The 25,853-nt window shown below is 67.8% G+C and carries 26 protein-coding genes; 16 read left to right on the forward strand and 10 right to left on the reverse strand.

Going from position 1 to position 25,853, the window contains the following annotated elements:
• The first annotated feature begins 481 nt into the window (after nt 1–481).
• Nucleotides 482–640 (forward strand): DUF5679 domain-containing protein, encoded by a 159-nt coding sequence (locus ACLJOO_RS01525; protein ID WP_012922897.1) that lies wholly within the window; start codon nt 482–484, stop codon nt 638–640.
• A 144-nt stretch (nt 641–784) separates the two neighbouring features.
• On the forward strand, nt 785–2,098 hold the full coding sequence (locus ACLJOO_RS01530) for an ABC1 kinase family protein (RefSeq protein ID WP_410784939.1): 1,314 nt from the start codon (nt 785–787) through the stop codon (nt 2,096–2,098).
• Here the strand turns inward: ACLJOO_RS01530 and ACLJOO_RS01535 are convergent.
• A complete protein-coding gene (locus tag ACLJOO_RS01535) occupies nt 2,085–3,557 on the reverse strand; it encodes an MFS transporter (RefSeq protein ID WP_410784940.1) in 1,473 nt (490 codons plus the stop codon). The genes ACLJOO_RS01530 and ACLJOO_RS01535 overlap by 14 nt on opposite strands.
• A 139-nt stretch (nt 3,558–3,696) precedes the next feature.
• On the opposite strand from ACLJOO_RS01535, the gene ACLJOO_RS01540 reads away from it, so the two are divergent.
• Nucleotides 3,697–4,491 (forward strand): DUF899 domain-containing protein, encoded by a 795-nt coding sequence (locus tag ACLJOO_RS01540; RefSeq protein ID WP_410784941.1) that lies wholly within the window; start codon nt 3,697–3,699, stop codon nt 4,489–4,491.
• Here ACLJOO_RS01540 and ACLJOO_RS01545 read toward each other — a convergent pair.
• Nucleotides 4,482–5,456: an alpha/beta fold hydrolase gene (locus ACLJOO_RS01545; protein WP_410784942.1), complete on the reverse strand. Its 975-nt coding sequence runs from the start codon at nt 5,454–5,456 to the stop codon at nt 4,482–4,484. The genes ACLJOO_RS01540 and ACLJOO_RS01545 overlap by 10 nt on opposite strands.
• Nucleotides 5,457–5,485: 29 nt before the next feature.
• On the opposite strand from ACLJOO_RS01545, the gene ACLJOO_RS01550 reads away from it, so the two are divergent.
• Complete coding sequence (locus ACLJOO_RS01550; RefSeq protein ID WP_410784943.1) at nt 5,486–6,013, forward strand: NUDIX domain-containing protein; 528 nt, start codon at nt 5,486–5,488, stop codon at nt 6,011–6,013.
• Between the two features lie 66 nt (nt 6,014–6,079).
• Here the strand turns inward: ACLJOO_RS01550 and ACLJOO_RS01555 are convergent, their stop codons facing one another.
• The 4 genes from ACLJOO_RS01555 to ACLJOO_RS01570 all read right to left on the reverse strand — a co-directional run bounded on the left by ACLJOO_RS01555 (nt 6,080) and on the right by ACLJOO_RS01570 (nt 9,463).
• Nucleotides 6,080–6,220 (reverse strand): hypothetical protein, encoded by a 141-nt coding sequence (locus ACLJOO_RS01555; RefSeq protein ID WP_410784944.1) that lies wholly within the window; start codon nt 6,218–6,220, stop codon nt 6,080–6,082.
• A 108-nt stretch (nt 6,221–6,328) separates the two neighbouring features.
• Nucleotides 6,329–6,616, reverse strand: coding sequence for a WhiB family transcriptional regulator (locus ACLJOO_RS01560; RefSeq protein WP_130383944.1), 288 nt, complete (start codon nt 6,614–6,616; stop codon nt 6,329–6,331).
• Between the two features lie 149 nt (nt 6,617–6,765).
• Nucleotides 6,766–6,963: a hypothetical protein gene (locus ACLJOO_RS01565; RefSeq protein WP_410784945.1), complete on the reverse strand. Its 198-nt coding sequence runs from the start codon at nt 6,961–6,963 to the stop codon at nt 6,766–6,768.
• A 373-nt stretch (nt 6,964–7,336) separates the two neighbouring features.
• On the reverse strand, nt 7,337–9,463 hold the full coding sequence (locus ACLJOO_RS01570; protein WP_410784946.1) for an ATP-dependent DNA helicase UvrD2: 2,127 nt from the start codon (nt 9,461–9,463) through the stop codon (nt 7,337–7,339).
• 100 nt (nt 9,464–9,563) lie between these two features.
• On the opposite strand from ACLJOO_RS01570, the gene ACLJOO_RS01575 reads away from it, so the two are divergent.
• Nucleotides 9,564–9,803, forward strand: coding sequence for a mycoredoxin (locus ACLJOO_RS01575; RefSeq protein WP_131285498.1), 240 nt, complete (start codon nt 9,564–9,566; stop codon nt 9,801–9,803).
• 255 nt (nt 9,804–10,058) lie between these two features.
• Nucleotides 10,059–12,416, forward strand: coding sequence for a hypothetical protein (locus ACLJOO_RS01580; RefSeq protein WP_410784947.1), 2,358 nt, complete (start codon nt 10,059–10,061; stop codon nt 12,414–12,416).
• A 103-nt stretch (nt 12,417–12,519) separates the two neighbouring features.
• Here ACLJOO_RS01580 and nudC read toward each other — a convergent pair whose 3' ends face one another.
• Nucleotides 12,520–13,443, reverse strand: a complete 924-nt coding sequence (nudC, locus tag ACLJOO_RS01585; protein WP_410784948.1) for an NAD(+) diphosphatase — start codon at nt 13,441–13,443, stop codon at nt 12,520–12,522.
• A gap of 39 nt (nt 13,444–13,482) precedes the next feature.
• Here nudC and deoD point away from each other — a divergent pair, with 39 nt between their 5' ends.
• Together deoD and ACLJOO_RS01595 are read left to right on the forward strand one after the other, a co-directional pair.
• A complete protein-coding gene (gene deoD / locus ACLJOO_RS01590) occupies nt 13,483–14,196 on the forward strand; it encodes a purine-nucleoside phosphorylase (protein ID WP_410784949.1) in 714 nt (237 codons plus the stop codon).
• 278 nt (nt 14,197–14,474) lie between these two features.
• Entirely contained in the window at nt 14,475–14,768 is a 294-nt protein-coding gene (locus ACLJOO_RS01595) for a hypothetical protein (RefSeq protein ID WP_410784950.1), read from the forward strand.
• Nucleotides 14,769–14,777: 9 nt separating this feature from the next.
• Here the strand turns inward: ACLJOO_RS01595 and ACLJOO_RS01600 are convergent, their stop codons facing one another.
• Nucleotides 14,778–15,404 carry a TetR/AcrR family transcriptional regulator gene (locus tag ACLJOO_RS01600; protein WP_410784951.1) on the reverse strand — a complete coding sequence of 209 codons (627 nt, stop codon included), beginning with the start codon at nt 15,402–15,404 and terminating at the stop codon, nt 14,778–14,780.
• A 187-nt stretch (nt 15,405–15,591) separates the two neighbouring features.
• On the opposite strand from ACLJOO_RS01600, the gene ACLJOO_RS01605 reads away from it, so the two are divergent.
• From ACLJOO_RS01605 to ACLJOO_RS01615, 3 genes are read left to right on the forward strand one after another with little or no spacing between them, the layout of a single operon-like run.
• Nucleotides 15,592–16,398 (forward strand): SDR family NAD(P)-dependent oxidoreductase, encoded by an 807-nt coding sequence (locus tag ACLJOO_RS01605; protein ID WP_410784952.1) that lies wholly within the window; start codon nt 15,592–15,594, stop codon nt 16,396–16,398.
• Entirely contained in the window at nt 16,398–17,519 is a 1,122-nt protein-coding gene (locus tag ACLJOO_RS01610) for a DUF5938 domain-containing protein (protein ID WP_410784953.1), read from the forward strand. Before ACLJOO_RS01605 ends, ACLJOO_RS01610 begins: the two co-directional genes overlap by 1 nt.
• Before the next feature lie 10 nt (nt 17,520–17,529).
• Entirely contained in the window at nt 17,530–19,095 is a 1,566-nt protein-coding gene (locus tag ACLJOO_RS01615; protein ID WP_410784954.1) for an AMP-binding protein, read from the forward strand.
• Here the strand turns inward: ACLJOO_RS01615 and ACLJOO_RS01620 are convergent.
• Complete coding sequence (locus ACLJOO_RS01620; RefSeq protein WP_410784955.1) at nt 19,081–19,752, reverse strand: GOLPH3/VPS74 family protein; 672 nt, start codon at nt 19,750–19,752, stop codon at nt 19,081–19,083. The genes ACLJOO_RS01615 and ACLJOO_RS01620 overlap by 15 nt on opposite strands.
• Nucleotides 19,753–19,890: 138 nt before the next feature.
• On the opposite strand from ACLJOO_RS01620, the gene ACLJOO_RS01625 reads away from it, so the two are divergent.
• Nucleotides 19,891–20,499 (forward strand): GNAT family N-acetyltransferase, encoded by a 609-nt coding sequence (locus ACLJOO_RS01625; RefSeq protein ID WP_410784956.1) that lies wholly within the window; start codon nt 19,891–19,893, stop codon nt 20,497–20,499.
• A 21-nt stretch (nt 20,500–20,520) separates the two neighbouring features.
• Here the strand turns inward: ACLJOO_RS01625 and ACLJOO_RS01630 are convergent, their stop codons facing one another.
• Nucleotides 20,521–21,702: an RNA-guided endonuclease InsQ/TnpB family protein gene (locus ACLJOO_RS01630; protein WP_410784957.1), complete on the reverse strand. Its 1,182-nt coding sequence runs from the start codon at nt 21,700–21,702 to the stop codon at nt 20,521–20,523.
• Nucleotides 21,703–21,800: 98 nt separating this feature from the next.
• On the opposite strand from ACLJOO_RS01630, the gene ACLJOO_RS01635 reads away from it, so the two are divergent.
• The 4 genes from ACLJOO_RS01635 (at nt 21,801) to ACLJOO_RS01650 (ending at nt 25,850) form a co-directional block, all read left to right on the forward strand.
• Nucleotides 21,801–23,495, forward strand: coding sequence for an IucA/IucC family protein (locus ACLJOO_RS01635; RefSeq protein ID WP_410784958.1), 1,695 nt, complete (start codon nt 21,801–21,803; stop codon nt 23,493–23,495).
• Between the two features lie 200 nt (nt 23,496–23,695).
• Complete coding sequence (locus ACLJOO_RS01640; protein WP_410784959.1) at nt 23,696–24,187, forward strand: Uma2 family endonuclease; 492 nt, start codon at nt 23,696–23,698, stop codon at nt 24,185–24,187.
• Between the two features lie 101 nt (nt 24,188–24,288).
• Nucleotides 24,289–24,834: a Uma2 family endonuclease gene (locus ACLJOO_RS01645; RefSeq protein ID WP_410784960.1), complete on the forward strand. Its 546-nt coding sequence runs from the start codon at nt 24,289–24,291 to the stop codon at nt 24,832–24,834.
• A 173-nt stretch (nt 24,835–25,007) separates the two neighbouring features.
• Nucleotides 25,008–25,850, forward strand: a complete 843-nt coding sequence (locus ACLJOO_RS01650; protein ID WP_410784961.1) for an LLM class flavin-dependent oxidoreductase — start codon at nt 25,008–25,010, stop codon at nt 25,848–25,850.
• Nucleotides 25,851–25,853: the final 3 nt, after the last annotated feature.

Below are 25,853 nucleotides of genomic sequence, written 5' to 3' on the forward strand. Positions count from 1 at the left end.
CCACATCCTGTGCATCGACGTTTCCGCAGGTCAGACGCCAAATCTTGAGGCCTGCGACCCTGGTTGTTCACATCCTGTTCCCCCGCCCGTCCACAGTGCCCGGCGGCGCGTCCCACAGGTTGCTCACAGAGTTATCCACAGGGGTGGACAACGCGCACTTGCCACCGCCGCCGGTACCTCCTAGCGTCATCGGCAACAGGCTCCCGGACCGCCTCCGGGGCCGCTCGGAGGGGAAGCCGAGTGGTCGCGGAGGCGGATCACCGGGAGCCTGTTCCGCGTCGGCGAAAGTTTCGGTAAGGGCTTTCCTCGGGGGAATCACGCGGCACGCGGACCAGCAGGTGCGCTTGAGCCTGCGCCAGGAGGCCGTAGGGTGAATCCCGACTGGGCCGAACGGCCTACGGCAGGACGGTCTGCCGTTAGCATCCAACGACTGCCCGGGGCGAGACCCCGGGCTGGAATTCAGAGCAAGGAGAGGGCCCTCATGGCAGAGACCTGGAGCGGCGAGTTTTACTGCGTCAAGTGCAAGGCCAAGCGCACCGCCGACGGCGAGGTCAAGGTCAACGACAAGGGCACGCGCATGGCGAAGGCCAAGTGCCCCGAGTGCGGTACGAACCTGAACCGGATCCTCGGCAAGGCCTGACGCACCAGCACCAAGTCGTAGAGGCGGTGTCCGGCACGTTGCGCGTGCCGGACACCGCCTCTCGTCGTACCCGGGCCGCGACACACAGCGACATACTTAGGCCCCACCGCGCTCGGGGCTTGGGCGACCGGACAGAATGGGAACGTGTCGGACCTTCCTCGTAAGGCGCTGAGCCGGACCGCGAAACTTGCCAGCCTGCCGCTCGGTGCCGCCGGGCGGGCGACGGTCGGCCTGGGCAAGCGCATCGGCGGCGCGCCCGCGGAGGCCGTGTACGCCGAGTTCCAGCGCCGTACGGCGGACCAGTTGTTCGCCGTCCTGGGTGAGCTCAAGGGCGGCGCGATGAAGTTCGGGCAGATGCTCAGCCTGATGGAGTCCGCGATGCCGGAGGAGCTCGCGGCGCCGTACCGGGCGACCCTGACCAAGCTGCAGGACTCCGCCCCGCCGATGCCGGCCTCGACCGTGGACACGATCCTCAGCCGTGAGCTCGGCAAGCGCTGGCGGGACCGGTTCGATGAGTTCGGCGACGTGCCCGCGGCCGCCGCGTCAATCGGCCAGGTGCATCGCGGGCGGCTGAAGGACGGCCGTGAGGTCGCGGTCAAGCTGCAGTACCCAGGCGCCGCGGAGGCCCTGCGTGCCGATCTGCGTCAGCTCGGCCGGTTCGCCCGGACGATCGGCTCCCTGATCCCCGGGCTGGACGTGAAGCCGCTCATCGCCGAGCTCCAGGAGCGGATCGGCGAGGAGCTCGACTACGACCGCGAGGCGCAGGCCCAGCAGCAGTACGCCGACGCGTTCAAGGATCACGCGGAGTTCGTGGTTCCCCGGGTCATCAAGCACTCCCCCGCGGTGATCGTGTCCGAGTGGATCGAGGGCCGGCCGCTGTCGTCGTACATCACCGACGGCACCCGGGAGGAGCGGGACGCGATCGGGCTGAAGTACGTCCGGTTCATGTTCAGCGGGCCGAAGTACGCCGGTCTGCTGCACTCCGACCCGCACCCGGGCAACTTCCGGGTGCTGCCGGACGGACGGCTCGGCGTGGTCGACTTCGGCCTCTGCGCGCGGCTCCCGGACGGCCTGCCGCCGGCGATCGGGCGGCTGCTGCGGATCTCGCTGAAGGGTGACGGCCTGGCGGTCCGCGATGGGCTGAAGGCCGAGGGCTTCATCAAGCCGCGGATGGAGATCGACCCGGATCAGCTGATGGACTACCTCGCGCCGTTCGCGGAACCGGCCCGGGAGGAGAACTTCCAGTTCAGCCGGGACTGGATGCGCGCGCAGGCGAACCGGACCGGCGACTTCCGGTCCCCCAACGCGTCCCTCGCCCTCCGCCTCAACATGCCGCCGTCGTACCTGCTGATCCACCGCGTCTGGATCGGCGGCATGGCCGTCCTCTCGCAACTCGAGGCCGAGGCCCCATTCCGCTCGGTCCTGGAGGAGCTCCTGCCCGGCTTCAGCGACGACTGAGCGCGGGCAGGGCGCGCAGGGTGACCGCCAGCAGGATCGCCATCGCGGTCAGGGCGACGGCGGTGATCCCAGCGGCCACGTGGAGTCCGGAGGTGAAGGCGTCGCGAGCCTGCTCGAGTACGTCGGCTGGCGCGCCCTGGCTGATCGCTTCACCCAGCGAGTTGCCGCCACGACCGTCGGTACGGCTGCGGTAGACGGCGGTGACCACGCTGCCGAGGACGGCGATGCCGAGCGAGTACCCGAACTCGTTGCCGGTCTGGGTCAGCGCACCGGCCGAGCCGGCCTTCTCCGGCGGGACCGAGCCGATGACCAGGTTCGTCCCCAGGATGACCAGCGCGCCCGGCCCGATGCACTGCACCGCGAACGCGATCACCAGCACCGTGGTCGAGGTGGTCAGGCTGACCACCGCCATGCCGGCCACCGCACACGCGACACCGGCCGGGATCAGGATGCCCGGGCGGATCCGCTGCGCCAGCCGCGGCGCGAGCTGGAAGCCGATCGTCGACGTGATCATGCCCGGAACCAGCGCCAGACCGGCGTCGAGCGGGCTCATCCCCTTGACCAGCTGGAAGTACTGCGCGATGAAAACCATCACGCCGCCGGACAGCATCGAGTACGCCGTCATGCTGCCGAGCGTCACGCTGAAGGTCCGCCGGGTGAACAGCCGCACGTCCACCAGCGGGTCGTCCAGCCGCCGCTGACGCCGAACGAAGATCCAGCCGAAGGTGCCGCCGATGAGCAGGGCTCCGATGGACTGGGCGCCGGCGCCGTGCGAGGCGAGGTGCTTCAGGCCATGGATGGCCGGCAGGATCGCGGCCAGCGACAGCAGGACACTCGGTACGTCGATCCGCCCGGCCTTCTCGTTCCGGTACTCCGGGAGGATGAACGGCCCGACCGCGAGCAGAACCACCATCGCCGGGACGCCGATCAGGAAGGCGGAGCCCCACCAGAAGTGGTTGAGCAGCACGCCACCGACGATCGGGCCGACGATCGCGCCGACGGTGAAGCAGCCGCCCCAGACGCCGAGCGCGGTGGCGCGCTGGCGCTCGTTCGGGAACAGGGTGGAGATCAGCGACAACGTGCACGGCGCGATCGCGGCTCCGGCGATGCCCAGCACCGCGCGGGCGCCGATGAGCATGCCGGGGTTGACCGAGTACGCCGCCACGATCGAGGCGACCCCGAACACGGCAGCGGAGATCAGCAGCAGCCGACGGCGCCCGAGGCGGTCGCCCAGGCTGCCCATCGTGATCATCAGGCCGGCGACCATGAACCCGTAGACGTCCAGGATCCACAGCTGCTGGCTGCTGGTGGCGCCGAGCGCATCAGTGACCGCCGGAACGGCCAGCAGCATCACGAACAGGTCCAGGGACACGAGCAGCGACGCGAGGCACAGCACGCCCAGCGCGATCCACTGCCGCTTCCCGGTGGCCACGGGGTCCGCCACGAGGCTGAGGGTCATGATCCGGGTCCTTCCGCAGGAGTCTTGTCACTCACTGCGTCGGACGGACCATCCGTCGATCGACACGAAATGCATACGAAAAATGAACATCCGCCGGACTATCGTCGGTCGGAGTTCGCCCACCCGAGTGGAGACTGCGATGACGACGTTCGGAAATCTGCCTGAGGTCGTGTCAGCGGAGGAGTGGCTCGAAGCCCGCCAGGAGCTGCTGAGGCTGGAGAAGGAGGTCACCCGGGCCCGTGACCGCTTGAACGCTGAGCGGCGGCGGCTTCCGATGGTTCGGATGGAGAAGCCGTACGTCTTCGAGGGTCCGGACGGTGAGGTTGGGCTGCTGGAGCTGTTCGGCGGGCGGGATCAGTTGGTGATGCACCACTTCATGTTCGGGCCGGACTGGGGCGAGGGGTGTCCGAGTTGTTCGTCCGCCGCCGACGAGATCGGACACCTCCGCCAGTTGTACGTGCGCAACACGTCACTGGTCGCCGTCTCGCGGGCGCCGTACGCGAAGATCGCCGCGTTCAAGGAGCGGCTGGGGTGGACGTTCCCCTGGTACTCGTCGTACAGGAGCGACTTCAACTACGACTTCCACGCCACGCTCGACGACCGGGTCGCGCCGGTGCTGCTGCATTTCCGCACGCAGGAGCAACTGGCGAACGAGAAGGGGACACCGTGGTCGGGTGGACCCTGGACCGCTGAGATGAACGGCGAGGAGCTGCCGGGTATCAGCACGTTCGTCCGGGTCGACGACGAGGTGTTTCACACGTACTCGACCTTCGGGCGCGGCATCGAGGACTTCCACAACTGCTACCGGTACCTCGACCTGACCGTTCTCGGCCGCCAGGAGGCCTGGGAGGAGCCGAAGGGGCGCGCCGAGCCGCTCGGGCTGCACGTCGGCGGGCCTGCGATGCGCGTTCCGGACCGGTACGACTACCAGTAGACCGAGTCGAGCTTTCCCTCGATGCTGCGGACGTTCTCGCGGGCGCACCGGTCGCAGTACACCAGTTTGCGGCCGTCCTCGATCGAGGTCATCCAGGTCAGCAGGACGTCCTCAGACGCCGCCTGCTGACCACACAACGCACAGGTAGCTCTTGTCACGCGCATCAGTGTCGCACCACTGGTCTCCAGGAAGCGCCGCACCTCCGTGTTGAAGGCTTCGGGTGCCTCGAGGTTGGTCTCGTGACCGACCCCGGGCAGTACGACGAGCTCCGCGGTGGGGATCGCCGATCGCAGGGCCTCCGCGACCGTCCCGAGCGGCGCGCGCTGGTCGTGCTCGCCCCACAGCAGCAGCGTGGGGACGGTGATCGTGGGCAGCACGGCGTTCAGGTCCGCCTCGGCGAACGCGGTCAGCATCGGCAGCAGCCCGGTCGGTCGGCCCTCGATCATCATCGTCCGAACCAGCTCCAGGTTCTCCGGCGGCACCGGTCCGTTGAAGAAACTGGGCAGGTAGCCGTCCAGCGACTCCTCCGGCGGCCGCGCAACCTCCAAGCGGACCCGCCAGACCCTGGCGTCGACCTCCTCAGGCGGCAGGGATCCCTTCCAGCCGGCGTACGCCCCCGCCAGGATCAGCGAGCGGACGAGCTCGGGGTGGCGTTCCCAGAGGGCGAGCGCGAGCCCGCCGCCCCAGGACAGGCCGCCCACGTGGGCCCCATCGACGCCGAGCGCGACGAGGAGCGCCGCCAACGCGTCGGCGTAGTCGGCCATCGTCATCTCGCCGAGAGGGTCGTCGGAGCCTCCGCAGCCTGGCGCGTCCCAGGCGATCACGTCGAAGCGATCGGCTAGCCCGGCCAGCTGAGGTCCCCAGGCCCGGCTGTCGCTCCACCCGCCGTGCAGGAACACCAGCGCGGGCCCGGCACCGGCTCGGCGGTACGCCATGGTCCGGCCGTCGACGCCGACCAGCTCCATCGTTCGAACCTCCCCCTATGCTCCTCAGCATGCGCTGGGTGATCCACGGTGAGGAAGAGGCTTGGGGGAACCAGTGGCTGAGCGTACGGCGCTTGGACGTCGAGCAGCCCGACGGTGAGCGGTTCGACTACCACGCGGTGCGCCTGAAGGACATCGCCGCCGCTGTCGTCACCCGGGACGAGTGCGTGCTGCTGATGTGGCGGCATCGGTTCCTGACCGACACTTGGGCCTGGGAGATCCCGATGGGGATCATCGAGGCCGGTGAGAGTCCGGAGGCGGCCGCGGCGCGGGAGCTCGAGGAGGAGACCGGGTGGCGGGCGGAAGGGCTGAGCGAGCTCATCCGCTCGGAGCCGGCGGCCGGGATCATGGACTCGCGGCACTTCGTCTACCGGGCGGCGAGCGCCACGTGGGTCGGTGAGCCGACTGAGCGCAACGAGTCGGACCGGATCGAGTGGATCCCGCTCGCCGACGTACCCGGGATGATCGCCCGCCACGAGATCGTCAGCGGCATCACGCTGGTCGGTCTGCAGCAGCTACTGCTGTCCGAACATGGCTGAGGGGCGGCACCCCCTTTGGGTGCCGCCCCTCAGTGATTCAGCTGGTCAGGCTGTGATTCTGGTGGATCAGACGAGGCGGGCGAGTGCGAGGCGCGCGCGTGCGCTGGCCCTCTCAGCTCGCCGGCTTGCCCGCTCGGCCTGCTTCTGCGCCTTCTCGATCTGGTGAGCGAGGCGGAAGCGCCGGTTCTGCTCTGCGTCCTTCAGCAAGCTACGACAATGAGCACGGGCGAGATCTTCATGAAGTAAATGCATTTCGGTGCTCCTGGTGAAAGTCTGAGTGGTCACGTTGACTCGATTCGGATGGGTTGTAGGCGTTCAGGCGGCGGTTACGGTGTCACTCTTGCGGGGACGCCCACGGGGCCGCTTGCGCGGAACCACCACACCTTGGACGAACAGCTGGCCACCCCACACTCCCCACGGCTCGGAACGCTCGAGCGCTCCGGCCAGGCACTCGGCCTGTAGCGGGCAGGTCGTGCAGAGAGACTTCGCGTACTCGACGTCCGCCGGCGATTCGGCGAAGAAGAGTTCTGGCGCGTAGGACCGACAGGGCAGGTCCTGCGACGTTGCGACCTCGGTGAAGACATCGAGGAAGCTCACGCTCATTCCGGTCACCTCCCAGTGACTTTTGGTTGCTGATCTCTTGTCGTCGGTGACGGCTGCCGGGTGACGGCCGCCAAATCTTGGGGACAAACAAAAGGGCCGCGGGACCCTTGGTGGGTTCCGCGGCCTGGAGGTGCCGGCTCTGACGTCTGTCAGACCGGTGGACTCCATGCTCGAGAACCCGAACCGCCGTACTTCGCATCGCCGACAGCTCCGCCCTTGATCTGGGCAGCGCCGGAGGCCATGAGCACAACGGTCGCGACGTGCAGGCGCGGCGAGGCACCCTGAATCGGGGCGCACGGCAGCGCGGTTACGTCGCTGAACGGCTTCTTGACCGTGTTGGTGATCATTTCCAGGGCACCTCCTCTCGTTGTGGCGAAGCGGGCGGTTAGCTCGATCGCTATGGTGGTTTGAAGTTTTCGGCCAGGCTTCGACCGCAGAAAGAACAGTACGCCGTCCGCGCCGGAGCCCGCAAACTATTTATCGCCAGTTCGCGAAGTTGGCCGGAAGTTGCCGCTCCGGCGACCGGATCTGGCTGCCGTAACAGGGTTCCGGCACGCTCCGGGACGCCATCCGCACGCTCCGGGATCGTTGCCTCTGTCACCTAACTGCCACGTCTGCCAGGAGCAGAACACGGCACGTCCTCCAGGATGCGCCGCGGATCTCGTGCCTGGCAACAGGTTTGCCCGAGAGGGTTCTCAGACATCCTCTGAAGGGCAGCGGTCAGCGCGTGCAGAGGTTGAGGATGTGCTCGCCGTACTTGGTCAGCTTGGTATGACCGATGCCCGGGATCTGCCGGAGCGCCTGGGCGTCGCCGGGCTTGGTCTCGGCGATCGCGGTGAGGGTCGCGTCGGTGAGGATCACGAAGGCCGGCATCTTCTCGGACTCCGCCTGCTCGGTGCGCCACTCGATCAACGCGTCGTACAGCTTCTGGTCGATCGAGGACGGGCAGTCCTCGCAGCGGCCGAGCTTGCGGGCGCCCGGGTCGGTCAGGCCGCGGCCGCAGACCCGGCACTTGGGGATCGGCCGGCCGGACTTCTCAGAGCGCTCAGAGCGGGAGGGGCGCTCCCAGCCGACGGACGACGACGGCGTCCACTCGGAGCGCGCCGTACGGACGCCGATCGGGTCCAGGAAGCGGGTCGGCCCCCGCGTACCGCGGCCGCCCGGCGAGCGCGAGGTGGACCAACTGACGAACAGCTGCTGCTTGGCCCGCGTCACGCCGACATAGAACAGCCGCCGCTCCTCCTCCACCTGCGTCGGCGTCTGGGCGTAGCTGATCGGCAGCGTCCCCTCGTGCGCCCCGACGATGAAGACCGACTCCCACTCCAGGCCCTTGGCCGCGTGCAGCGTCGCCAGCGTGACCCCCTCAGCCAGCGGCGCGTGCTGGATCGTCGCTCGCCGGTCCAGCTCCGTCATCAGCTCCGGGAGCCGGGCCTCCGGATGCTCCGCCGCGAAGTCAGACGTCATCGTCACCAGCGCGCTCAGCGACTCCCACCGGTCTCGCACCGCACCGGTCCCGGTCGGCGGCTCCTGCGTCCAGCCGGCACCGCCCAGCACTCCGGTCACCGTAGTGACCAGGTCGTCCCCGGCTTGACCGGCCTTGGCCTGCCCACGCAGCAGTACGGCGGCCTGCCGGATCTCCGCGCGCTCGAAGAACCGCTCCGCACCCTTCAGCACGGTCGGGATCTTCCGCTCGGCCAGCGCCTGCTCGAAGTTCTCCGACTGCGCATTGGTCCGGAACAGTACGGCGATGTCCCGCAGCGCCACGCCCTCGTCCTTGAGCCGTACGACGGCCCGCGCCACCGCGTCCGCCTCCGCGACCTCGTCGGAGTACTCGCGGTAGACCGGAACCGGACCGGCCTCCTTCTGCGACCGCAGCGTGACCCGCCCGGGCAGCCCGGTCGGACCAGCCGCGTCCAGGATCTTGTTCGCCACGTCGACGATCTGCGGTGTCGACCGGTAGTCGCGGACCAGCTTGATCACGGTCGCCGACGGATGCCGGGACGCGAACCGCACCAGGTTCTCCGGGTCGGCGCCGGCCCACGAGTAGATCGTCTGCGCCGGGTCGCCGACCACGCAGACGTCCTCGCGGCCGCCCAGCCACAGGTCGAGCAGAGTCTGCTGCACCGGTGAGACGTCCTGGTACTCGTCCACAACGAACGTCCGGTACTGCCGCCGGATCTCCGCCGCCACCCGCTCGTCCTCCGCGAGCAGCGCGACCGTACAGAGCAGCACGTCCTCCAGGTCGATCCGCCCGCGTTCCAGCTTCACATCCTCGTACGCCGCGAAGATCCGGGCGATCGTCGCCGGGTCGAAGGCCGCCAGCGCCCGCGCCGACTTGGGCGCGAGCCGCGCGTAGTCGTCCGGCCGGACGTTGCTCACCTTGGCCCACTCGACCTCACCGGCCAGGTCGCGCAGCGCGGGCGTGTCCACCCGGACGCGACACCGGGACGCGGCCTCGGTCAGCAGCGGGAACTTGCGGTCCGCGATCGGCGGCAGCTCCCCGCCGTACACCTTCGGCCAGAAGAACCGGGCCTGCCGGAGCGCGGCGGAGTGGAACGTGCGGGCCTGCACACCCTGGACGCCGAGCTGTGCGAGCCGGCCGCGCATCTCCCCCGCGGCCCGCTGGGTGAACGTCACCGCGAGCACCCGGACCGGGTCGAACGTCCCGGTGCGCACGCCGTACGCGATCCGGTGGGTGATCGCCCGCGTCTTCCCGGTCCCCGCGCCGGCCATCACCGCGACGGCGCCGTGCAACGTGGTCGCGACTGCCCGCTGCTCCGGGTCGAGGGCCTCCAGGAGCTCATCGGCGGATGCAGATCGTGTGAAGTCGCTCACGGGCTGGGACATGCGGGAACAGCACCACCTGCATCATGGTTCGGATACGTCGAAGGCAACCCTAGACGGGCGGCCCGACAAAACCCCTCCCCACTCCACAAGGAGTCCGCCGATGTCGGCATTCACGATGTACTCAACGCCTTGGTGCGGCTACTGCCACCGCCTGAAGGGCCAGCTGAAGCGAGCCGGTATCGAGTTCACCGAGATCGACATCGAGCAGGTCCCGGAGGCCGCGAAGATCGTCGAGAAGGTCAACAACGGGAACCAGACGGTGCCGACCGTGGTCTTCCCGGACGGGACCGCGATGACCAACCCGTCGCTGGCCCAGGTCGCGGAGAAACTCGTCGCGTAGAGGGCGTCTGAGGACCCTGCGCCGTCGCGAGCAGGTGCTCGGCGGAGTGCCTCGGCGTGCTGGAGGGAAGGCCTCGATGTGGTTCATCGTGGCCTTTCCTCCAGTGCGGCGAGGTGCCCGCCGAGTGCCGCGCAGTAGGCGCAGGGTTCTCAGACGCCCTCTCACACCTTGACTCAGGTCATATTGCCTGAGTTATGGACATTACGGTCATGACCGTTATACCTTGCGATGAACGCCGTCGCAGGGAGTCCGCCCATGTTCTCGCGCCGTCCATTCCGCCGCGCCTTGATGACCTTCGCCGCAGTGCTCGGCCTGCTCGCCACGGGCAGCCTGCACGCGACGGCGGCCCCGCCGGGTGACCTGCCGGATCCGTTCCCGTCGGAGAACTGGCCGCTCGGCACCCCGACGCGGCCGATCGCACCGTCGGCCGACGTCATCAAGGACCTCGGCTCGCCGGTCAGCTCGCTCACGATCATGGAAGGCGCGATCGGCCACACGCCCGACGGCCGCGATGTCGTGTACGCCGTACCCGCGGGTGAGAACGCGCGGCTCAACGTCGTCGACCTGCACAGCCGCCAGCTGATCCGCACCGTGCCGCTGCCCGGGGCCGCCGGCGGCTGGGCGATCGTCGTGACGCCGAACGGTGACGTCTACCTCGGCACCTACGCCAACGCGCACCTCTACCGCTACAGCCCGGCCACGGGTGAGGTGACCGACCTGGGGCAGCCCATCCCCGGTCAGTCCCAGATCTACGGCCTCACGTCCGACCAGGCCGGCAATGTGTACGCCGGGACGTACCCGAACGCCCACGCGTTCAAGTACGACGCGACGACCGGAGAGGTCACCGACTACGGGTCACTCGACCCGGTGCAGCAGTACGCGCGGTCCACGGTCTACGACCCCGACCACAACAAGCTGTTCGTCGGCGTCTCCACACCGAACGCCAGACTGCTCCGCATCGACGTGGACACCAAGGCGGTCGAGGACATCACTCCCCCGGGTACGACGGCAAAGGACTTCATCGACCTGGACTACGCCGGCGGCAAGGTGTTCGCGAACGCCAGCAGCCGCCTGGTGGTGGTCGACGCGGTGACCGGCGAGCAGGTCAAGTACACCGACGCGACGACTGGTCAGCAGGTGATGGACTACCCGATCGCCGCCCGTGGTGTCTCCGCAGCCGGACCAGGTGGCGTGTACTTCACCAACAACACCCTGTCCCTCACGCACTACGACCTGGACACCAACACGGTCGGTCCGGTCTCACCGCCGCGCACACTGACCCGTGGCGCGTCCATCGGCTACGGCTGGGTGACTGAGAACGGCGTACCGGTGCTGTACGGCCTGGCCGGTAACTACTCCGGTGGGACCTTCCGCTACAACCCGGCGGACGGGACGCTCGCACAGTGGAGCTCACCGTTCCAGTACGTGCCGTCGCCGCTCATGCACACGCTGGCCGACCCCACCACCGGCAAGGTGTTCGTCAACGTCTACCTGAACGGCGCCACCTCCATCTACGACCCGGCGACCGGCAAGTCGACAGTCACCACCCGGCAGGGACAGGTCGAGGGCTGGGCCTGGGACGGCACCGGCAAGATGTATGTCGGCATCTACCCGTACGGCCGCCTCTCGCTCTGGGACCCGACCGCACCGGACAGCCCGACCAACCCGAGGGAACTGTTCAGCCTCGTCGACAGCGATCACCAGAACAGGCCCGTCGCGGTGGTCCCCGCCGGCAACCGGGTGTACGTCGGCACCACACCGGCGTACGGCGAGTACGGCGGCGCTCTGACCGTGTACGACGTACCGACTGGCAGCCACACGGTCTACCGCAACCTAGTGACCGACCAGACGATCTCCTCGATCGTCCCCTCCGGTGCTGACGTCTGGGTCGGCTCCAGCATCGAGGGCGGTCAAGGCACCGAGCCGAGGGCCAGCGAGGCGCACCTGGTCAAGGTGAACCCGTCAACGGGAGAGGTCCTCACCGACATCGTTCCGGTGCCCGGTGCGGCCAGCATCAACGAGCTGATCACCGGACCGGACGGCAACATCTGGGGCCTCGCCGACGGCATTGTCTTCGCCGTCAACCCGTCCACCGGTGAGGTGCAGCGCCTGCTGCCCGTGTTCAGCGGATTCACCGGCTCGCAGGACGGCGCACTGTCGTGGCGTGACGGCTACCTGTACGGCGTGACAGGTGGACGACTGTTCGTGCTGGACATCCTGAGCGGCCAGACGACCGTACTTCGCGACCGCGGGCTCAACCGGCTCACTCAGACGCCGGACGGCACCTACTACACGCTCCTGCGTCCGGACGGCTACATCAACCCGACCAACCTGGCGTCCTACACGCCACCGGTCGACCCGTGTCCGCAGTCCGACGTCCGGTCGACAGTCTGGACCGGGAACATCGACAGCCATGTCCAGAACCGCTTCTTGACGTACGGCTGCACGTTGACCGACGTACTGCCGGACGCGGAGGCAGACTGGCCCAGTCACAGCGCCTACGTGAGCGCGGTCGCCAAGAAGGTCCGGGAACTCCAGGCCGACGGCTCCATCGAGCGCTGGGAAGGCACACTCATCGTGGTCGCCGCGGCCCGGTCCGACGTGGGCCGGTAGGTCCTGTCTGGTAATCCAGCGCCGTAGCGAGGAGGTGCTCGGTGCGGCGAGGTGCCGTGCCGAGTGCCCCGCAGTAGGCGATGGATTGCCAGACAGGACCTAGTCACCAGCTCCCGCTGAGGCTCTCGCCGTACCAGCCTTCGATCAGGCGGCGAGAGATCGAGATAGCGCCCGGGAGGGCCATCGTGCCGGCTTCGATCAGCACGCGCAGGTCCTCCCGGGTGAACCATTTCGCCTCGGCGATCTCGTCCTGGTCCACGTCGATGTCGAAGTTCGTCGCCTTCGCGTAGAACCCGAGCATCAGGCTCGCGGGCAGCGGCCACGGCTGGCTGGCCGCGTACTCGACCTCCTGCCCGACGATCACACCGGTCTCCTCGAGCACCTCACGCCGTACGGCGGCCTCCAGTGACTCACCGGGCTCTACGAAGCCGGCCAGCGTGGAGTACCGGCCCGCGGGCCAGGCCTCGTTGCGGCCGAGCAGTGCGCGGTCCTGGTCGTCGGTGACCAGCACGATGATCGCCGGGTCGCTCCGCGGGAAGTGGGACAGCCCGCAGTTGGGGCACCGCCGTACGTGTCCGGCCTCCGCTACCTCGGTGTGCTCGCCGCAGTTCCCGCAGTGCGTGTAGACGGCATGCCAGTTGGACAGCCCGATCAGGTGCACCGCGATGCCGGCCTCACGGTCGTCCAGTACGGCGCCGAGCTCGCGCAGACCGCCGTACGACTCGTCGCCGTCACCACTGACCAGTACGCCGAACACCGCACGGCCTTCCGCGGTCATCCCGGCCCCGGACTCGCGGTCGATGCCGAGGAAGATCCGGAGGCCTTCGGGCGCCTCGGACGGCCGCAGGAACCGCAGCGCGGAGCGGTCGTCGACCACCTGGATCTTGTCGCCGGCCACGACCACGACCTGCGTTTCGGGCGCGGCCCAGGCCTTCTCCAGCCAGTCGTCGTCACGGCGGCGGTCGGCGGCGCGGTCCAGTACGGACCGGGACAGGGCTAGCGAACCAGGTGCGATGGAGTAGGCCACATGCCTCAACATATCCCGCGCCCGTGAGAGCATCCCCGCATGAGTATTCACATCGCCGCCGAGAAGGGGCAGATCGCACCGCGGGTGCTGTTTCCGGGCGACCCGCTGCGGGCCAAGTGGATCGCGGAGACCTACCTGTCGGACGTGATCTGCTACACCGAGATCCGCAACATGTTCGGGTTCACCGGCACCTACAAGGGTGAGCGCATCTCCGTGCAGGGCTCCGGCATGGGCCAGGCGTCCGCGTCCATCTACGCGAACGAGCTGTTCGAGGAGTACGACGTACAGACGCTGATCCGCGTCGGCACCTGTGGCGCGCTCACCGAGGCGGTCCGGGTCCGCGACGTGATCATCGCGATGTCCGCGAGCACCGACTCGCAGATGAACCGGCTGCGCTTCCACGGCATCGACTACGCGCCGACCGCCGACTACAAGCTGCTCCGCGCGGCAGTGGACGCCGCCGAGGCAGCCGGGCTGAACGTGCACGTCGGCCAGGTGTTCTCCGGCGACCTCTTCTACAACGACCGCCCGGACCTCGTCTCGCGGACCGCGGAGTACGGCGTACTCGGCATCGAGATGGAGGCCGCGGCGCTCTACACGCTGGCGGCGAAGTTCGGTCGTCGCGCGCTGGGCATCATGACCGTTTCGGACCACCTGATCACGCACGAGGTGACGTCCGCGGAGGAGCGTCAGACGACGTTCTCCGAGATGATCACGATCGCCCTCGACGCGGCGATCGAGGTGCCGGTCTGAACCCCCGGTACGGCGCTGCCGTCCTGGTCTGCGCCGCACTCGTCGTAGGGACCACGTCCTGCTCCGGCGACAAGCCGGAGTCGGACGGAACCCCGAGCGCGCCTGCGAGCACGAGCACATCTGGTACGCCGGCCACGAGCAACAGCTCGGCAGGACCTGAGGAGACGCTGCCGGACCTGACGACGGCACAGGTCGTCGCAGCGTTCACGGGCAAGCAGTACAAGTGCAGCACCGACGAGGCGTACGACACCTGCAGCAGCGGCCTGCGGTCGATCCAGGTGCTGATCGGCACGCATCCGCGCCCACCCGTGATCTCGCTGCAGGCGGCCGGCCCGGCGACCGAGTCGGCGACACGGCTGACCGAGTTCGCACCGGAGGCGCTGGAGCTGGCGCACGTGAACCCGCGCGGTCAGATCACCGATTGGCTCAAGCAGCAGTCAGGCAAGGCGTCCGCGCAGACGACGTTCGGCGACTGGAACGTCGAGTTCTCGATCGAGTCCGACACCGAAGCACCGGGCGCGATCCTCACGCTCACCGACAAGCTCTGCAAAGCGAATTGCGGAGCCGAGTAACAGCCGTGGCTACGCCGCGACCAGCTTCGGCAGGACCTGCATGATGCGGCCGGTCAGCAGGTCCGGGACCTTCTCCGGGTTCGCGGCGTAGCCGACCACGGCCTGCTCGAACAGGCCGTCGACCAGCGCGTACGCCGTCGGCGCGTCGACGGTCGGTGTGGTGCCGGTGAGATCGGCGTACCGGGTCAGGATCCGCCAGATCATCTCTTCGAGCAGCTGGTCGATCGCCTCGACGTCCGGGCGGAGCTGCTCCTCGAACATGCTCTGCGCCCGCAGGTCGTACCAGAGCTTGTGCATCGGGGTCTCCTCGACCAGCGTCTGGGTCATCTTGCCCAGGAAGCCGGTCGCGAGCTCGTCCGCGGACGTCGCGGTCTCGACGACCTCGTCGTACCGCCGGGCGCACTTGGTCTTGTAGTAGCGCACGCAGTAGCTGATCAGGTCGATCTTGTCGCGGAAGTAGTAGTGCACGACGCCGTGCGTGAACTCGGAGTTGTTCGCGATCTCGCGCAGGCTGGTGCGGGCGTACCCGAGCTCACCCAGCGTCTTCAGCGCGGACTCCGCCAGCGCGACCCGGCGGCGTTCGATCTTGTCGATCCCGGAGACACGGGCAGGCCGCTCCTCAGCAGCGGACGCCACGGCAATCACCCACTCTCGTGCTCGGGACTGCTCGGGCCCGGCGGGCCCGATGCGCCAGAGTACCCCGCCCCGGGCCAGGCGCGTCCCGGAGCGGGGAGATTTCTTGACAAGTGTCAAACAAAGTCTTGACGACTGTCAAAAGCCTGGCCAGAGTGTGAAACACCCCAGCGAGCAGAAGGAGCTTCAGATGGGTTCACTCGATCTCTCCGGCCGCAAGGCCCTGGTCACGGGCGGCGCGCAGGGACTCGGCGAGGGGATGGCGAAAGCCCTCGCGGCAGCCGGCGCCAAGGTCGTGATCAGCGATATCCAGAAGGACTTGGGCGAAGCGGTCGCCGACGCGCTCGACCAGGAGTACGGCGCGGGCAACGGCTTCGTGGCCCACGACATCACCGACGACGGCGACTGGGAGAACGCGGTGGTCGCCGCGAACGACATCCTCGGCGGCCTCGACATCCTGGTGAACAACGCGGGAATCGAGATCACCAGCCTGCTCACCGAGGTCACCGCGGACCAGATCCGCAAGATGCTCGAGGTCAACGTCCTCGGCACCACGCTCGGCATCAAGTGGGGCCTGCGGACGATGCGCCCCGAGGGCCTGGCCGGCCAGGGCGGCGCGATCATCAACGTCGCGTCGGTCGCCGCCACCATCGCGTTCCCCGGCATCGCGGTGTACTCGGCGACCAAGTCCGCGGTCGACCGGCTGACCCGGGTCGCCGCGATGGAGTCCGGCAAGCTCGGGTACGGCGTCCGCGTCAACTGCATCTACCCGGGCCTGGTCCCGACCGCGATGGGCGCCGGCCTGGCGAACGACGTGGCCCAGCTCGGACTGTTCGAGTCGCCCGACGCCGCGGTCGCCGCGGTGATCGGCCTGACACCGGCCGGCCGGCTCGGCGAGGTCGCGGACATGGCCGACGCGGTCGTCTTCCTCGCGTCCGACGAGTCCCGGTTCATCACCGGCATCGGTCTGCCGGTCGACGGCGGAATGGGGATGTGATGGCGAAGCCTGTTGTTGTCTACGGCGCCTCCGGGTACACCGGCCGCCTGGTCTGCGAGTACCTGCGCCAGTACCACGTCCCCTTTGTGGCAGCCGGACGTGACGAGGCGAAGCTCAAGGCCTCTATGGACTCTCATGTCCCTGGCATCGAGACAGCCGACTACGAGGTCGCAGCAGTCGACCATGACGTCGCCGCACTCACCGATCTGTTCAAGGGCGCTTCCGTCGTACTGAACACGGTCGGACCGTTCAGTGAGCTCGGTCCGGCGGCTGTGGAAGCGGCACTCGCAGCAGGTGTGCACTACACCGACACGACCGGTGAGCAGGACTGGCTGATGACCTGCGACGAGAAGTACGGTCCGCAGTTCGCTGAGGCCAACCTGGTGCTGGCCCCGGGTATCGCGCAGATGTACACCACCAGCGAGATCGCCGCGCAGCTGTGTCTCGAGCAGCCCGGTCTGGACACCCTGGACGTCGCCGTGTTCTGGGGCGGCAGTCCGACCATCGCCTCGACCCGCACGATTCTGGTGAACGCTGCGACGTCGAAGGCGCACTACCTGGAGAACAACCAGTACGCCGAGTTCTCCCAGCAGGGCCTGGTGCCGTTGGTGGTTCCCGGCCAGCACGAGCTCGCACTGTCACTGCCCTGGGGCGGTATGTCGCACCCGGTGTGGTTCAAGCGCGATCCACGGGTGGCGAACTGCAAGGCACAGGGCGGCGTGTTCAACGCCGCGCTGATGAACGGGGTCCCGCAGATCGTTGCCGCGGCACTGGAAGCCACGAAGGACATGTCGCCCGAGGACCGCAACACCGCATTGACCGAGACGGCTCGTCAGGTGATGAACGAGATGCCGCCCCGGGAGAACCCGCGCGTCAACAAGACGCTGGACTCGGTGCACGCGTCCGGACCGCTCGGACGGGCGCACTGTGTCATCCACGGCAACAGCAACTACCAGCAGACCGGTCTGCTCCAGGCGTACGCGGCGTACTCACTGTTGCAGACACCGCCGAAGCGGGTCGGTTTCGCGAGTGGCTGCCAGGCATTCGGTCACCGTGAGCTGCTCGGCGTACTGCGGAGCTTCGGGCTGGTGTCCGAGCCGCAGTTGACGGTGCAGCGCTAGAGGAGTTGCCGTGCGGCTGGTCGACTACCTGGACAAGGGCGCATCGCTGGCGCCGGACGCCTCCTGCCTGACCACGGACGGCGAGACGCTGACGTACGCCGACGTACAGCAGCTCTCGTACCGGATCGCGGGCGCGCTGGCGGCGACCGGCGTACGGCCGGGCGGCAAGGTGGCGATCCTGTCCGCGAACGACCCGGTGGCCTTTAGTTGCGTGTTCGGGATCAGCCGGGCCGGTGCGGTCTGGTGCCCGATCAACCCGCGCAACGAGGCCGCCGAGAACCGTGAACTGCTCGACCAGTTCGACTGCGAAGTACTGATCTACCAGGCGGCCTTCGCGCCGCTGGTGGACCGCATTCGGGACTCACTGCCGAAGGTGCACACGTTCGTGTGTCTCGACGGGGAGCCCTCCAGCTCCGGCCCGACCCCCCACCCCAGCGGCCGGAGCACTGTCGGCTGGGACGCGTTCTGCGGGGGCGCGTCCCAGCCGGCACCCGATCTGACCGACCCGGACGATCTGGCGATGATCGTCGGGACCGGCGGCACGACCGGGCGCCCGAAGGGAGTCATGCTCGGCAACAGCAACCTGGAGACGATGACCGCACTCACGCTGATCGGGTACCCGTTCGGCGAGCGACCGGTCTACCTGGCGCTGGCACCGCTGACCCACGCAGCAGGTGTGCTGTGCTTCCCGGTGCTCGCGTCCGGCGGCGAGATCGTGATCATGCGAGCTCCCGACGTCCATGCGTTCCTGGAGTTGATACCGCGCCACGGCGTGACCCACACGTTCTTGCCGCCGACGCTCATCTACATGGTGCTGGCAGCGCCGGAGCTCGACTCCACGGACCTGTCGTCACTGCGGTGCTTCTGGTACGGCGCTGCGCCGATGTCGGTCGCCCGGCTCGAGGAGGCGTTGCAGCGGATCGGTCCGGTGATGGCCCAGCTGTTCGGGCAGACCGAGGCGCCGATGATGATCTCGATGTTGCCGCCCGCCGCACACTTCGATGCCGACGGCAACATCGCCCGGGGACGGCTGTCATCCGCGGGACGGCCGTCCCCGCTGGTCACGGTGGCGATCATGGGAGCCGACGGCACGCTGCTCCCGCACGGTGAGCGCGGCGAGATCGTGGTGCGCGGGTCGCTGGTGATGCAGGGCTACTACAAGAACGCCGAGGCCACCGCAGCGGCTTCGGCGTACGGCTGGCACCACACCGGCGACATCGGCTACCTGGACGACGACAACTACCTCTACATCGTCGACCGGGCGAAGGACATGATCATCACGGGCGGCTTCAACGTGTACTCCACCGAGGTCGAGCAGGCGCTGATGGCGCACGCCGACGTACAGGACTGCGCAGTGATCGGTCTGCCGGACGAGAAGTGGGGCGAGCGGGTCGTGGCCGTCGTACAGCTCCAGCCGGGCAGCGTGGTCGAGCCGGACGAGCTGAAGGCGTTCGCGAAGGCACGCATCGGCAGCGTGAAGGCGCCGAAGGAAGTGCTCGTCTGGCCCGACCTGCCACGCTCCAAGGTCGGCAAGGTCGTGAAGCCGGACATCAAGGCCCGGCTAGCTGCTGGCTGACGCTCCTGCGGTGGACGCCACCACGATGGCCGCTGTGACGGCCGCCTGCATCTCGGTGACTGCCTTCTTCACTGCGGCGGCTGCCCAGTCGGAGTCGGCGATCTCCTTCGCCCGCTGCTTCAGCGCCTTCTTGTCGACAGCGTCCGTGATGACCTTCGGTACGACGTTCAGCGCGCTGAGGAGGGCGATCAACGCAGCGGTGCGCTCGTCCGGCGCCGTACCGACCTTCAGCACGCTCTCCAGCCTGGCGCGCACGTCCTGCTCGTGGCGCGCGTCCTTGGCAGGCCAGCGGGTCACCGGGAACAGTCCGAGCACCCTGCCCTGATCCTCCTCCAGCACACCCCGCTCCGCGAGCCGCGCCAGCAGCTGGTTGCGCAGCCGCTTCGAGAGCGCACCGATCTGGTCCTTCGGCTTCTTCCCAGGCTTGTTGACCACGTACGCGAGGCGCTCATCCAGGATCGAGTCGCCGGTCGGTGCACCATCCAGCACCTGCAGACGGCCGGTCTTGCCGTCGATGGTGATGTCGAGCTTCCGGTTCAGCGTCAGCTCGATCAGCACCGCGCCGGCCAGCGCGTAATCCAGGCCTGGCGACCCGGCGACGGGCTTACCGGTCTCGTCGTCGTACAGCAGCAGCAACAGGTCCTCGGCGATCAACATGTCACCAACGTAGGCAGGATGTGCGGTTCGGCACATCCGCCGCGCGGGCTACTTCACGGGTCCGCCCTGGGATGGTTGGATCGGTGCAGGTAAGGTAAGCCTTAGCTAACACGCCCGCCCAGCCTGGGAGCACCCGCCATGACCAGAGCACTGCCCGAGCCGACGTACCGGCGCTTCGTCGCCGGCCTCGGCACCTTCAGCCTCCGGCCGTTCGACCTCGCCGAGGACGTGACCACGCTGCACAGCTGGGTCACCCAGCCGTACGCACGGTACTGGGGCCTGCTGACCGCGTCTGTCGCCGACGTGCACGCGGAGTACCTCCGGATCGCGGAGAGCGCGCACCACCAGGCGTTCCTCGGCGAGCACGACGGGCGGCCGGCGTTCCTGATGGAGCGCTACGAACCGTCCGGGGACGTTGTGGGCCGGACGTACGACGTGGCGCCTGGCGACATCGGCATGCACGTGCTGGTGGCGCCGCCTGTGGTGCCGATTCCCGGGTTCACCGGGGCGGTGTTCGAGACGATCATGGACAGCCTGTTCAGCGATCCGCTGGTCGACCGAGTGGTGGTCGAACCCGACGTACGGAACGTGAAGATCCAGGCGCTGAACGCGCGGATGGGGTTCCGCAAGCACAGCGTCGTACGGCTTCCCGACAAGCAGGCGTGGTTGAGCTTCTGCACGCGCGACCAGTACGCCGACGCCTTTGCGAATGAACGAGGCGGGCTGTTGACGTCCTCCCTGCCGTGAACGGCGGGGAATCCAACACCACTACGCGGAGGTAGCGAGTTGAGGTTCACGGTTCTCAGCAACCCGTGCCGCAGTCGCTCCCCGCGCGATCACGGCCCGTCCGGCCGCGATGTTGACAGCAGCGTTCACATCAGCGTTCGCGGTGTAGCCGCACGACCGGCAACGGAAGGCGGCTTGGCTCTCGCGCGCCTCCCGGTCCCTGGTCCCGCAGTGCGAACACGTCTGCGATGTATAGGCCGGGTTGATCCTCTCGACCCGCCCGACGGCCTTCTGCTCCAGTCGCTCGACCAGCGCGCCCCAGCCGTTGGCGAGGATGCCCCGGTTGAGCCCGGACTTCTGCCGTACCCGCTTCCCGGGAGCGTTGGCGGTGCCGCGCGCCGACTTGGTCATGTTCCGGATGTTCAGGTCCTCGACACAGATGACGTCGAACCGCCGCGCCAGGTCAGTACTGATCTGCTCAACCCAATCCTTGCGCCGGTCCGTCTCACGCGCCTTGAGCCGGGCAATCGCGGCCTTCGTCATGCCTCGCCGATTGCTGCCCTTCTGCGCGCGGGCGAGACGCTGTTGCAGCTTCCGCAGACGGGTCTTCTCGCCAACAGTCAGCGTCGGCACGTTCAACAGCTCGCCGGTGGACAGCGCGGCCGACACGGTCACGCCACGGTCGATACCGACGACCTCACCGGTACCCGGTCCGGGAATCGGGTCGGGGATCACGGCGAAGGCGATGTGCCAGCGGCCGGAGCGATCACGGGTCACCCGGTACGACTTGGCGTCGGCCAGTGGCTTGGACAGCCGGAACTTGACCCAACCGACCTTCGGCACCAGAACCCGCGCCCACTTGCGGTTCACCTTCTCCACCCGCTGGGCCTGCGAGCCGACGATCCGGAACCCTTCGTGGATGCCGGCCTTGCGCCACGTCGGCCGCTGGTGGGTACCACCGAAGAAGTTCGTGACGGCCTGGTCGAAATCTCGCAACGCCTGCTGCTGCACCGTCTGCGACCCGGTCCGCAGCCAATCGTTATCGGCCCGGGCTTCGGTCAGTTGCCGAGCCTGCTCCACGAATCGGGGCGGGCAGCTACGCCGGCCCACCGACCACATCGACCACTGTTCAAGGGCGAGGTTCCAGACGTAGCGGGCATGTGCGCACTGGTCCAGCAACGCCGTTTCCTGCTCCGGGGTCGGGGCAAAGCGGAAGCGGCTCACGAAAGGAATCCAATCACCATGCACCGACAGTTCTGCCGCTGCGCGGCGATCTGCACTCCTCCCCGCCCCGAGGGACGGGATTTCCTTCGGAGGTCTCGATGAATCCTTGGGCAACGGTCAACCAGGCACTGGTCCGGAAGGCGCTGGCGGAGTTCACCCACGAGCGCATTCTCGAACCGGTTGCTGTCGGCAATGAGTACGCCGTCGGCCGGTATCGCTTCGCGGCGCGGCAGTATCCGTTGAATCATTGGGATATCGCACAGGTCGTGCGGGATGACGGCTCGCCGGTCGACGCTTTGGAGTTCATCACCGAGTTCCACGAGCAGCTCGGGATCGGGCGCGAGATGCTGCCGGTGTACCTGGAGGAGATCAGCAGCACGCTGGCGTCGGCGGCATACAAGCTGTCGAAACCGGACCTGACGGCGGCGGACCTGGTCACCGCGGACTTCCAGACCATCGAGGCCGGGATGACCGAGGGGCATCCGTGTTTCGTCGCGAACAACGGGCGGCTCGGGTTCGGGCTCACGGACTATCTGGCCTATGCGCCGGAGACCGGTGCGGGCGTGCAGCTGACCTGGATCGCGACCCGACGGGACCGGACGACGGTTTCTTGCAGTTCTTCGACGACGTTCGACTCGGTGCTGCGGTCGGAGTTGGGCGACGAGGTGTTCTCCCGGTTCGCGGCGGTCGCCGACCCGGCGGAGTACATGTATATGCCGGTGCATCCGTGGCAATGGGACAACAAGACCTCGATCACCTTCGCCGCCGACATTGCGTTGCGGCACATCGTTCATCTCGGGTCGACGGACGACGTTTATCAGCCGCAGCAGTCGATCCGGACGTTCTTCAACCGGTCCGAGCCGTCCCGGTGCTACGTGAAGACGGCGTTGTCGGTGCTCAACATGGGGTTCATGCGCGGGCTGTCGCCGTCGTACATGGCCGCGACGCCGGCGATCAACGACTGGGTGCACTCGGTGGTCTCGAATGATCCTGTTTTCAAGCGCTACAGCTTCAGCGTGCTGCGGGAGATCGCGGCGGCCGGGTACCACAACCGGTACTACGAGAACGCGACCGACAAGACCTCGCCGTACCGGAAGATGTTGTCGGCGCTCTGGCGGGAGAGCCCGGTGCCGTCGCTGGAGCCCGGTGAGCGGTTGGCGACGATGGCGTCGCTGCTGCACGTCGACCGGCACGGCGCATCGGTGGCCGCGGCACTGGTCCGGGCATCCGGCCTGGCGCCGGCGGACTGGCTGCGCGCGTACGTCGATGCCTATCTGATCCCGTTGCTGCACAGCTTCTACGCGTACGAGCTGGTGTTCGTGCCGCACGGCGAGAACCTGATCCTCGTACTGCGGGACGCCATTCCGATCCGGGTGATCATGAAGGACATCGCCGAGGAGATCGCCGTCCTGAGTCCGTCGACGCCCGTGCCGGCCGAGGCGGAGCGGGTGCGGGCCGACGTACCGGACGACGAGAAGCTGCTGTCGATCTTCACCGACATCTTCGACTGCATCTTCCGGTTCCTGTCCCCGCTGCTGGATCGGGAGGGCCTGCTGACACCGTCCGAGTTCTGGTCGGTGGTGGCGTCGTCCATCCGCGACTACCAGGCGGCGACGCCGGAGCTGGCGGAAGCGTTCGCGAAGTACGACATCTTCGCGCCGGAGTTCGCGCTCTCCTGCCTGAACCGCCTCCAGCTTCGCAACAACCGGCAGATGGTCGACCTGACCGACGTCGCCGGCTCACTGCAGTTCGTCGGCACCCTCCAGAACCCGCTGACCGCCCCGCCCAGCTGACCCACGCGCGTTCTACGCCCTACGGCCCCACCCGCCCACGCGACGGGATATCCCCTGGTCTTGGGGGTTCTCCCCTGGTGTACGAGGGGAGAACCCCCAACACCAGGGGATATCCGCTCTTGTGTTGGAGGTGTGAGTCGGGGCGGCCAGGCTGTGGATAACTTCGGCGGGGGTACGGCGGTCTGCGTCAAGCTGGGGTGGTGCGTACAGCAGAAGCCACGCGGGACGGCCGCCGGTACGAGATCGTCGACGGCCGCCTGCTCATCACCGGCCCCCAACCACCCGCCCACCACGCGGCCGTCCTCGCGCTCATGGTTCTACTGAAGCACGCCTGCCCACCCGACCTCCTGGTCGCCGTGGGCTCGATCGCCTTCCGCCCTACACCCCACACCACCCTCCGCCCGGACGTCCTGGTCTGCCACCGCGACGCACCCGTCACCCAGCCGCCGCTCCTGGCAGTCGAGGTCCTGTCCCCCACCGCCCGAACCACCGACGTAGTCCTCAAACGAGCCCTCTACGAACGTTACGGAGTCCCGTCCTACTGGCTCCTAGACCCCACCAACCAAGAACTAACCATCCTCGAACTGACAGACACCACCTACGCCTGCCAAGCAGTCATCCAATCCGAGGAAACCTTCGCCACCACCTGCCCGTTCCCCGTGTCCCTCAGCCCAGCAGCCCTCACCAAATGACGCGTACAACCGGGGCATCCCAGGGCAGATCCCCAAAACGGCACCAACCACCCACCACGTCCCGCCATGCTGGTTGTGTGACCGAGAAGGAGGCACCACGCATGGAGTACGTGGAAACACTTGAGCCGGGTCATTTGACGCCGGCCGATCTCGAAACGCTTCCCGACGACGGCAAGCGCTACGAGGTGGTCGACGGGGTGCTGCTGGTGACGCCCTCGCCGTTGGCAATCCATCAGACCGCGGTGGTAGAGCTCACCTATGTGCTTCGGCATTGCTGCCCCGGCGACCTGAAGGTGTTGGTCGCACCGATGGACTACCAGCCGACGCCGACACGGTCCGTGCAGCCCGATGTGCTCGCCTGCCGACGGGAGGACGTCGGGCGCAAGACGATTGTGAAGCCATTGCTGCTGGCGGTCGAGGTGCTGTCGCAGTCGACTAGCCTGGCGGACCGGGTCCTCGAGCGGCGCTTGTACGAGCAGGCCGGCGTCGCGTCGTACTGGATCTTCGACCCGGCCAGAGAAGAGCTCACCGTGCTTGAGCTCGAGGGCGACACGTACGTCGAGCGGGCAGTTGTCGTAGGCAAGGAAGCATTCGAGGCCGAACTGCCGTTCCCGGTGCGCATCGTCCCGGCCGACCTCGTCGTCTAACCTCCTGCTCCGCAATCCGATCTGGGGAGGTTTGCCCTCCCTCGTTGGGCAGTAGAAGTCCCCAACCTGGTCGCGGCTAGCTGGCCGGCGCGTCTGAGGACGTCCGATCTGTTCAAGAAATCGGGTGGGGGTGATGCCTACCGTCGCTCTTAGAGCGATGAGAGGAATGGATCATGAGGGTTGGGATCGGGCTGCCGGCGGCGGTGCCTGGGGTGGATGCGCGGCGATTGGGCGAGTGGGCCGCTGCGGCCGAAGACGCAGGGTTCGATGCGGTCGGCGTGATCGACCGGTTGGTCTACGACAACCTGGAGCCGTTGACCGCGTTGGCTGCTGCGGCGGCGCGGACTTCGCGGGTGGAGCTCCTCACGACCGTGCTCGACATCGGCTGGCGGAGCAACGCCGTACTGCTTGCCAAACAGCTCGCGTCAGTCGATCAACTGTCCGGCGGCAGGCTCACCGCCGGTGTCGGTCTGGGTGGTTGGCCGGACGACTTCACGGCCAGTGGAGCCGCGCAGCATGGATTCGGCGAGCTGTGGGAAACCTCGTTGGAGACCTGGCGGCAGGTGTGGGCGGGGAAGCTTGATGGCATCTCCCATCTCCCCGACGGCCGTCCCGAGCTTCTGTTCGGCGGATTGGTTCCAGCCGCCTACCGTCGCGCCGCCGTTCACGGGCAAGGTTGGGTGGCTCCGCTGTTCGGTACGGCGACACTCGAGCAAGGTGCGAGCGCCGTACGGACGGCTTGGAAAGACGCCAGTCGAAGTGGAGAGCCTCGCATCGTCACCGGGCGGTATTTCGCTCTCGGGCTCGAGGCTGACGCGGTCGCCGACGAGTACATCCGTCACTACTACGGCGATGCGTACTTCGAGTTCGCGCGAGCCGATACCCTGACGACTCCAGCGGCACTACGCGACCACTTGGCAGGCCTTCGTGCGGCCGGCGCGACCGACGTCATTTTCTACCCGGCTTCCCCTGACCACGACCAGGTCTCCCTGCTCGCCGAGGCGCTGATGCGCTAGAGG

The sequence above is a fragment of the Kribbella sp. C-35 genome, assembly GCF_046549195.1.
Taxonomy (GTDB): Bacteria; Actinomycetota; Actinomycetes; order Propionibacteriales; family Kribbellaceae; genus Kribbella.

Coding starts and splice junctions, on each gene's coding strand:
- ACLJOO_RS01570 (WP_410784946.1), bottom strand. CDS start 9,463: ATGTCCCAGCCCGTGAGCGACTTCACACGATCTGCATCCGCCGATGAG.
- ACLJOO_RS01635 (WP_410784958.1), top strand. CDS start 21,801: ATGAATCCTTGGGCAACGGTCAACCAGGCACTGGTCCGGAAGGCGCTG.
- ACLJOO_RS01580 (WP_410784947.1), top strand. CDS start 10,059: ATGTTCTCGCGCCGTCCATTCCGCCGCGCCTTGATGACCTTCGCCGCA.
- ACLJOO_RS01605 (WP_410784952.1), top strand. CDS start 15,592: ATGGGTTCACTCGATCTCTCCGGCCGCAAGGCCCTGGTCACGGGCGGC.
- deoD (WP_410784949.1), top strand. CDS start 13,483: ATGAGTATTCACATCGCCGCCGAGAAGGGGCAGATCGCACCGCGGGTG.
- ACLJOO_RS01550 (WP_410784943.1), top strand. CDS start 5,486: ATGCGCTGGGTGATCCACGGTGAGGAAGAGGCTTGGGGGAACCAGTGG.
- ACLJOO_RS01625 (WP_410784956.1), top strand. CDS start 19,891: ATGACCAGAGCACTGCCCGAGCCGACGTACCGGCGCTTCGTCGCCGGC.
- ACLJOO_RS01565 (WP_410784945.1), bottom strand. CDS start 6,963: ATGATCACCAACACGGTCAAGAAGCCGTTCAGCGACGTAACCGCGCTG.
- ACLJOO_RS01645 (WP_410784960.1), top strand. CDS start 24,289: ATGGAGTACGTGGAAACACTTGAGCCGGGTCATTTGACGCCGGCCGAT.
- ACLJOO_RS01650 (WP_410784961.1), top strand. CDS start 25,008: ATGAGGGTTGGGATCGGGCTGCCGGCGGCGGTGCCTGGGGTGGATGCG.
- ACLJOO_RS01575 (WP_131285498.1), top strand. CDS start 9,564: ATGTCGGCATTCACGATGTACTCAACGCCTTGGTGCGGCTACTGCCAC.
- ACLJOO_RS01535 (WP_410784940.1), bottom strand. CDS start 3,557: ATGACCCTCAGCCTCGTGGCGGACCCCGTGGCCACCGGGAAGCGGCAG.
- ACLJOO_RS01560 (WP_130383944.1), bottom strand. CDS start 6,616: ATGAGCGTGAGCTTCCTCGATGTCTTCACCGAGGTCGCAACGTCGCAG.
- ACLJOO_RS01610 (WP_410784953.1), top strand. CDS start 16,398: ATGGCGAAGCCTGTTGTTGTCTACGGCGCCTCCGGGTACACCGGCCGC.
- ACLJOO_RS01525 (WP_012922897.1), top strand. CDS start 482: ATGGCAGAGACCTGGAGCGGCGAGTTTTACTGCGTCAAGTGCAAGGCC.
- ACLJOO_RS01545 (WP_410784942.1), bottom strand. CDS start 5,456: ATGGAGCTGGTCGGCGTCGACGGCCGGACCATGGCGTACCGCCGAGCC.
- ACLJOO_RS01540 (WP_410784941.1), top strand. CDS start 3,697: ATGACGACGTTCGGAAATCTGCCTGAGGTCGTGTCAGCGGAGGAGTGG.
- ACLJOO_RS01620 (WP_410784955.1), bottom strand. CDS start 19,752: ATGTTGATCGCCGAGGACCTGTTGCTGCTGCTGTACGACGACGAGACC.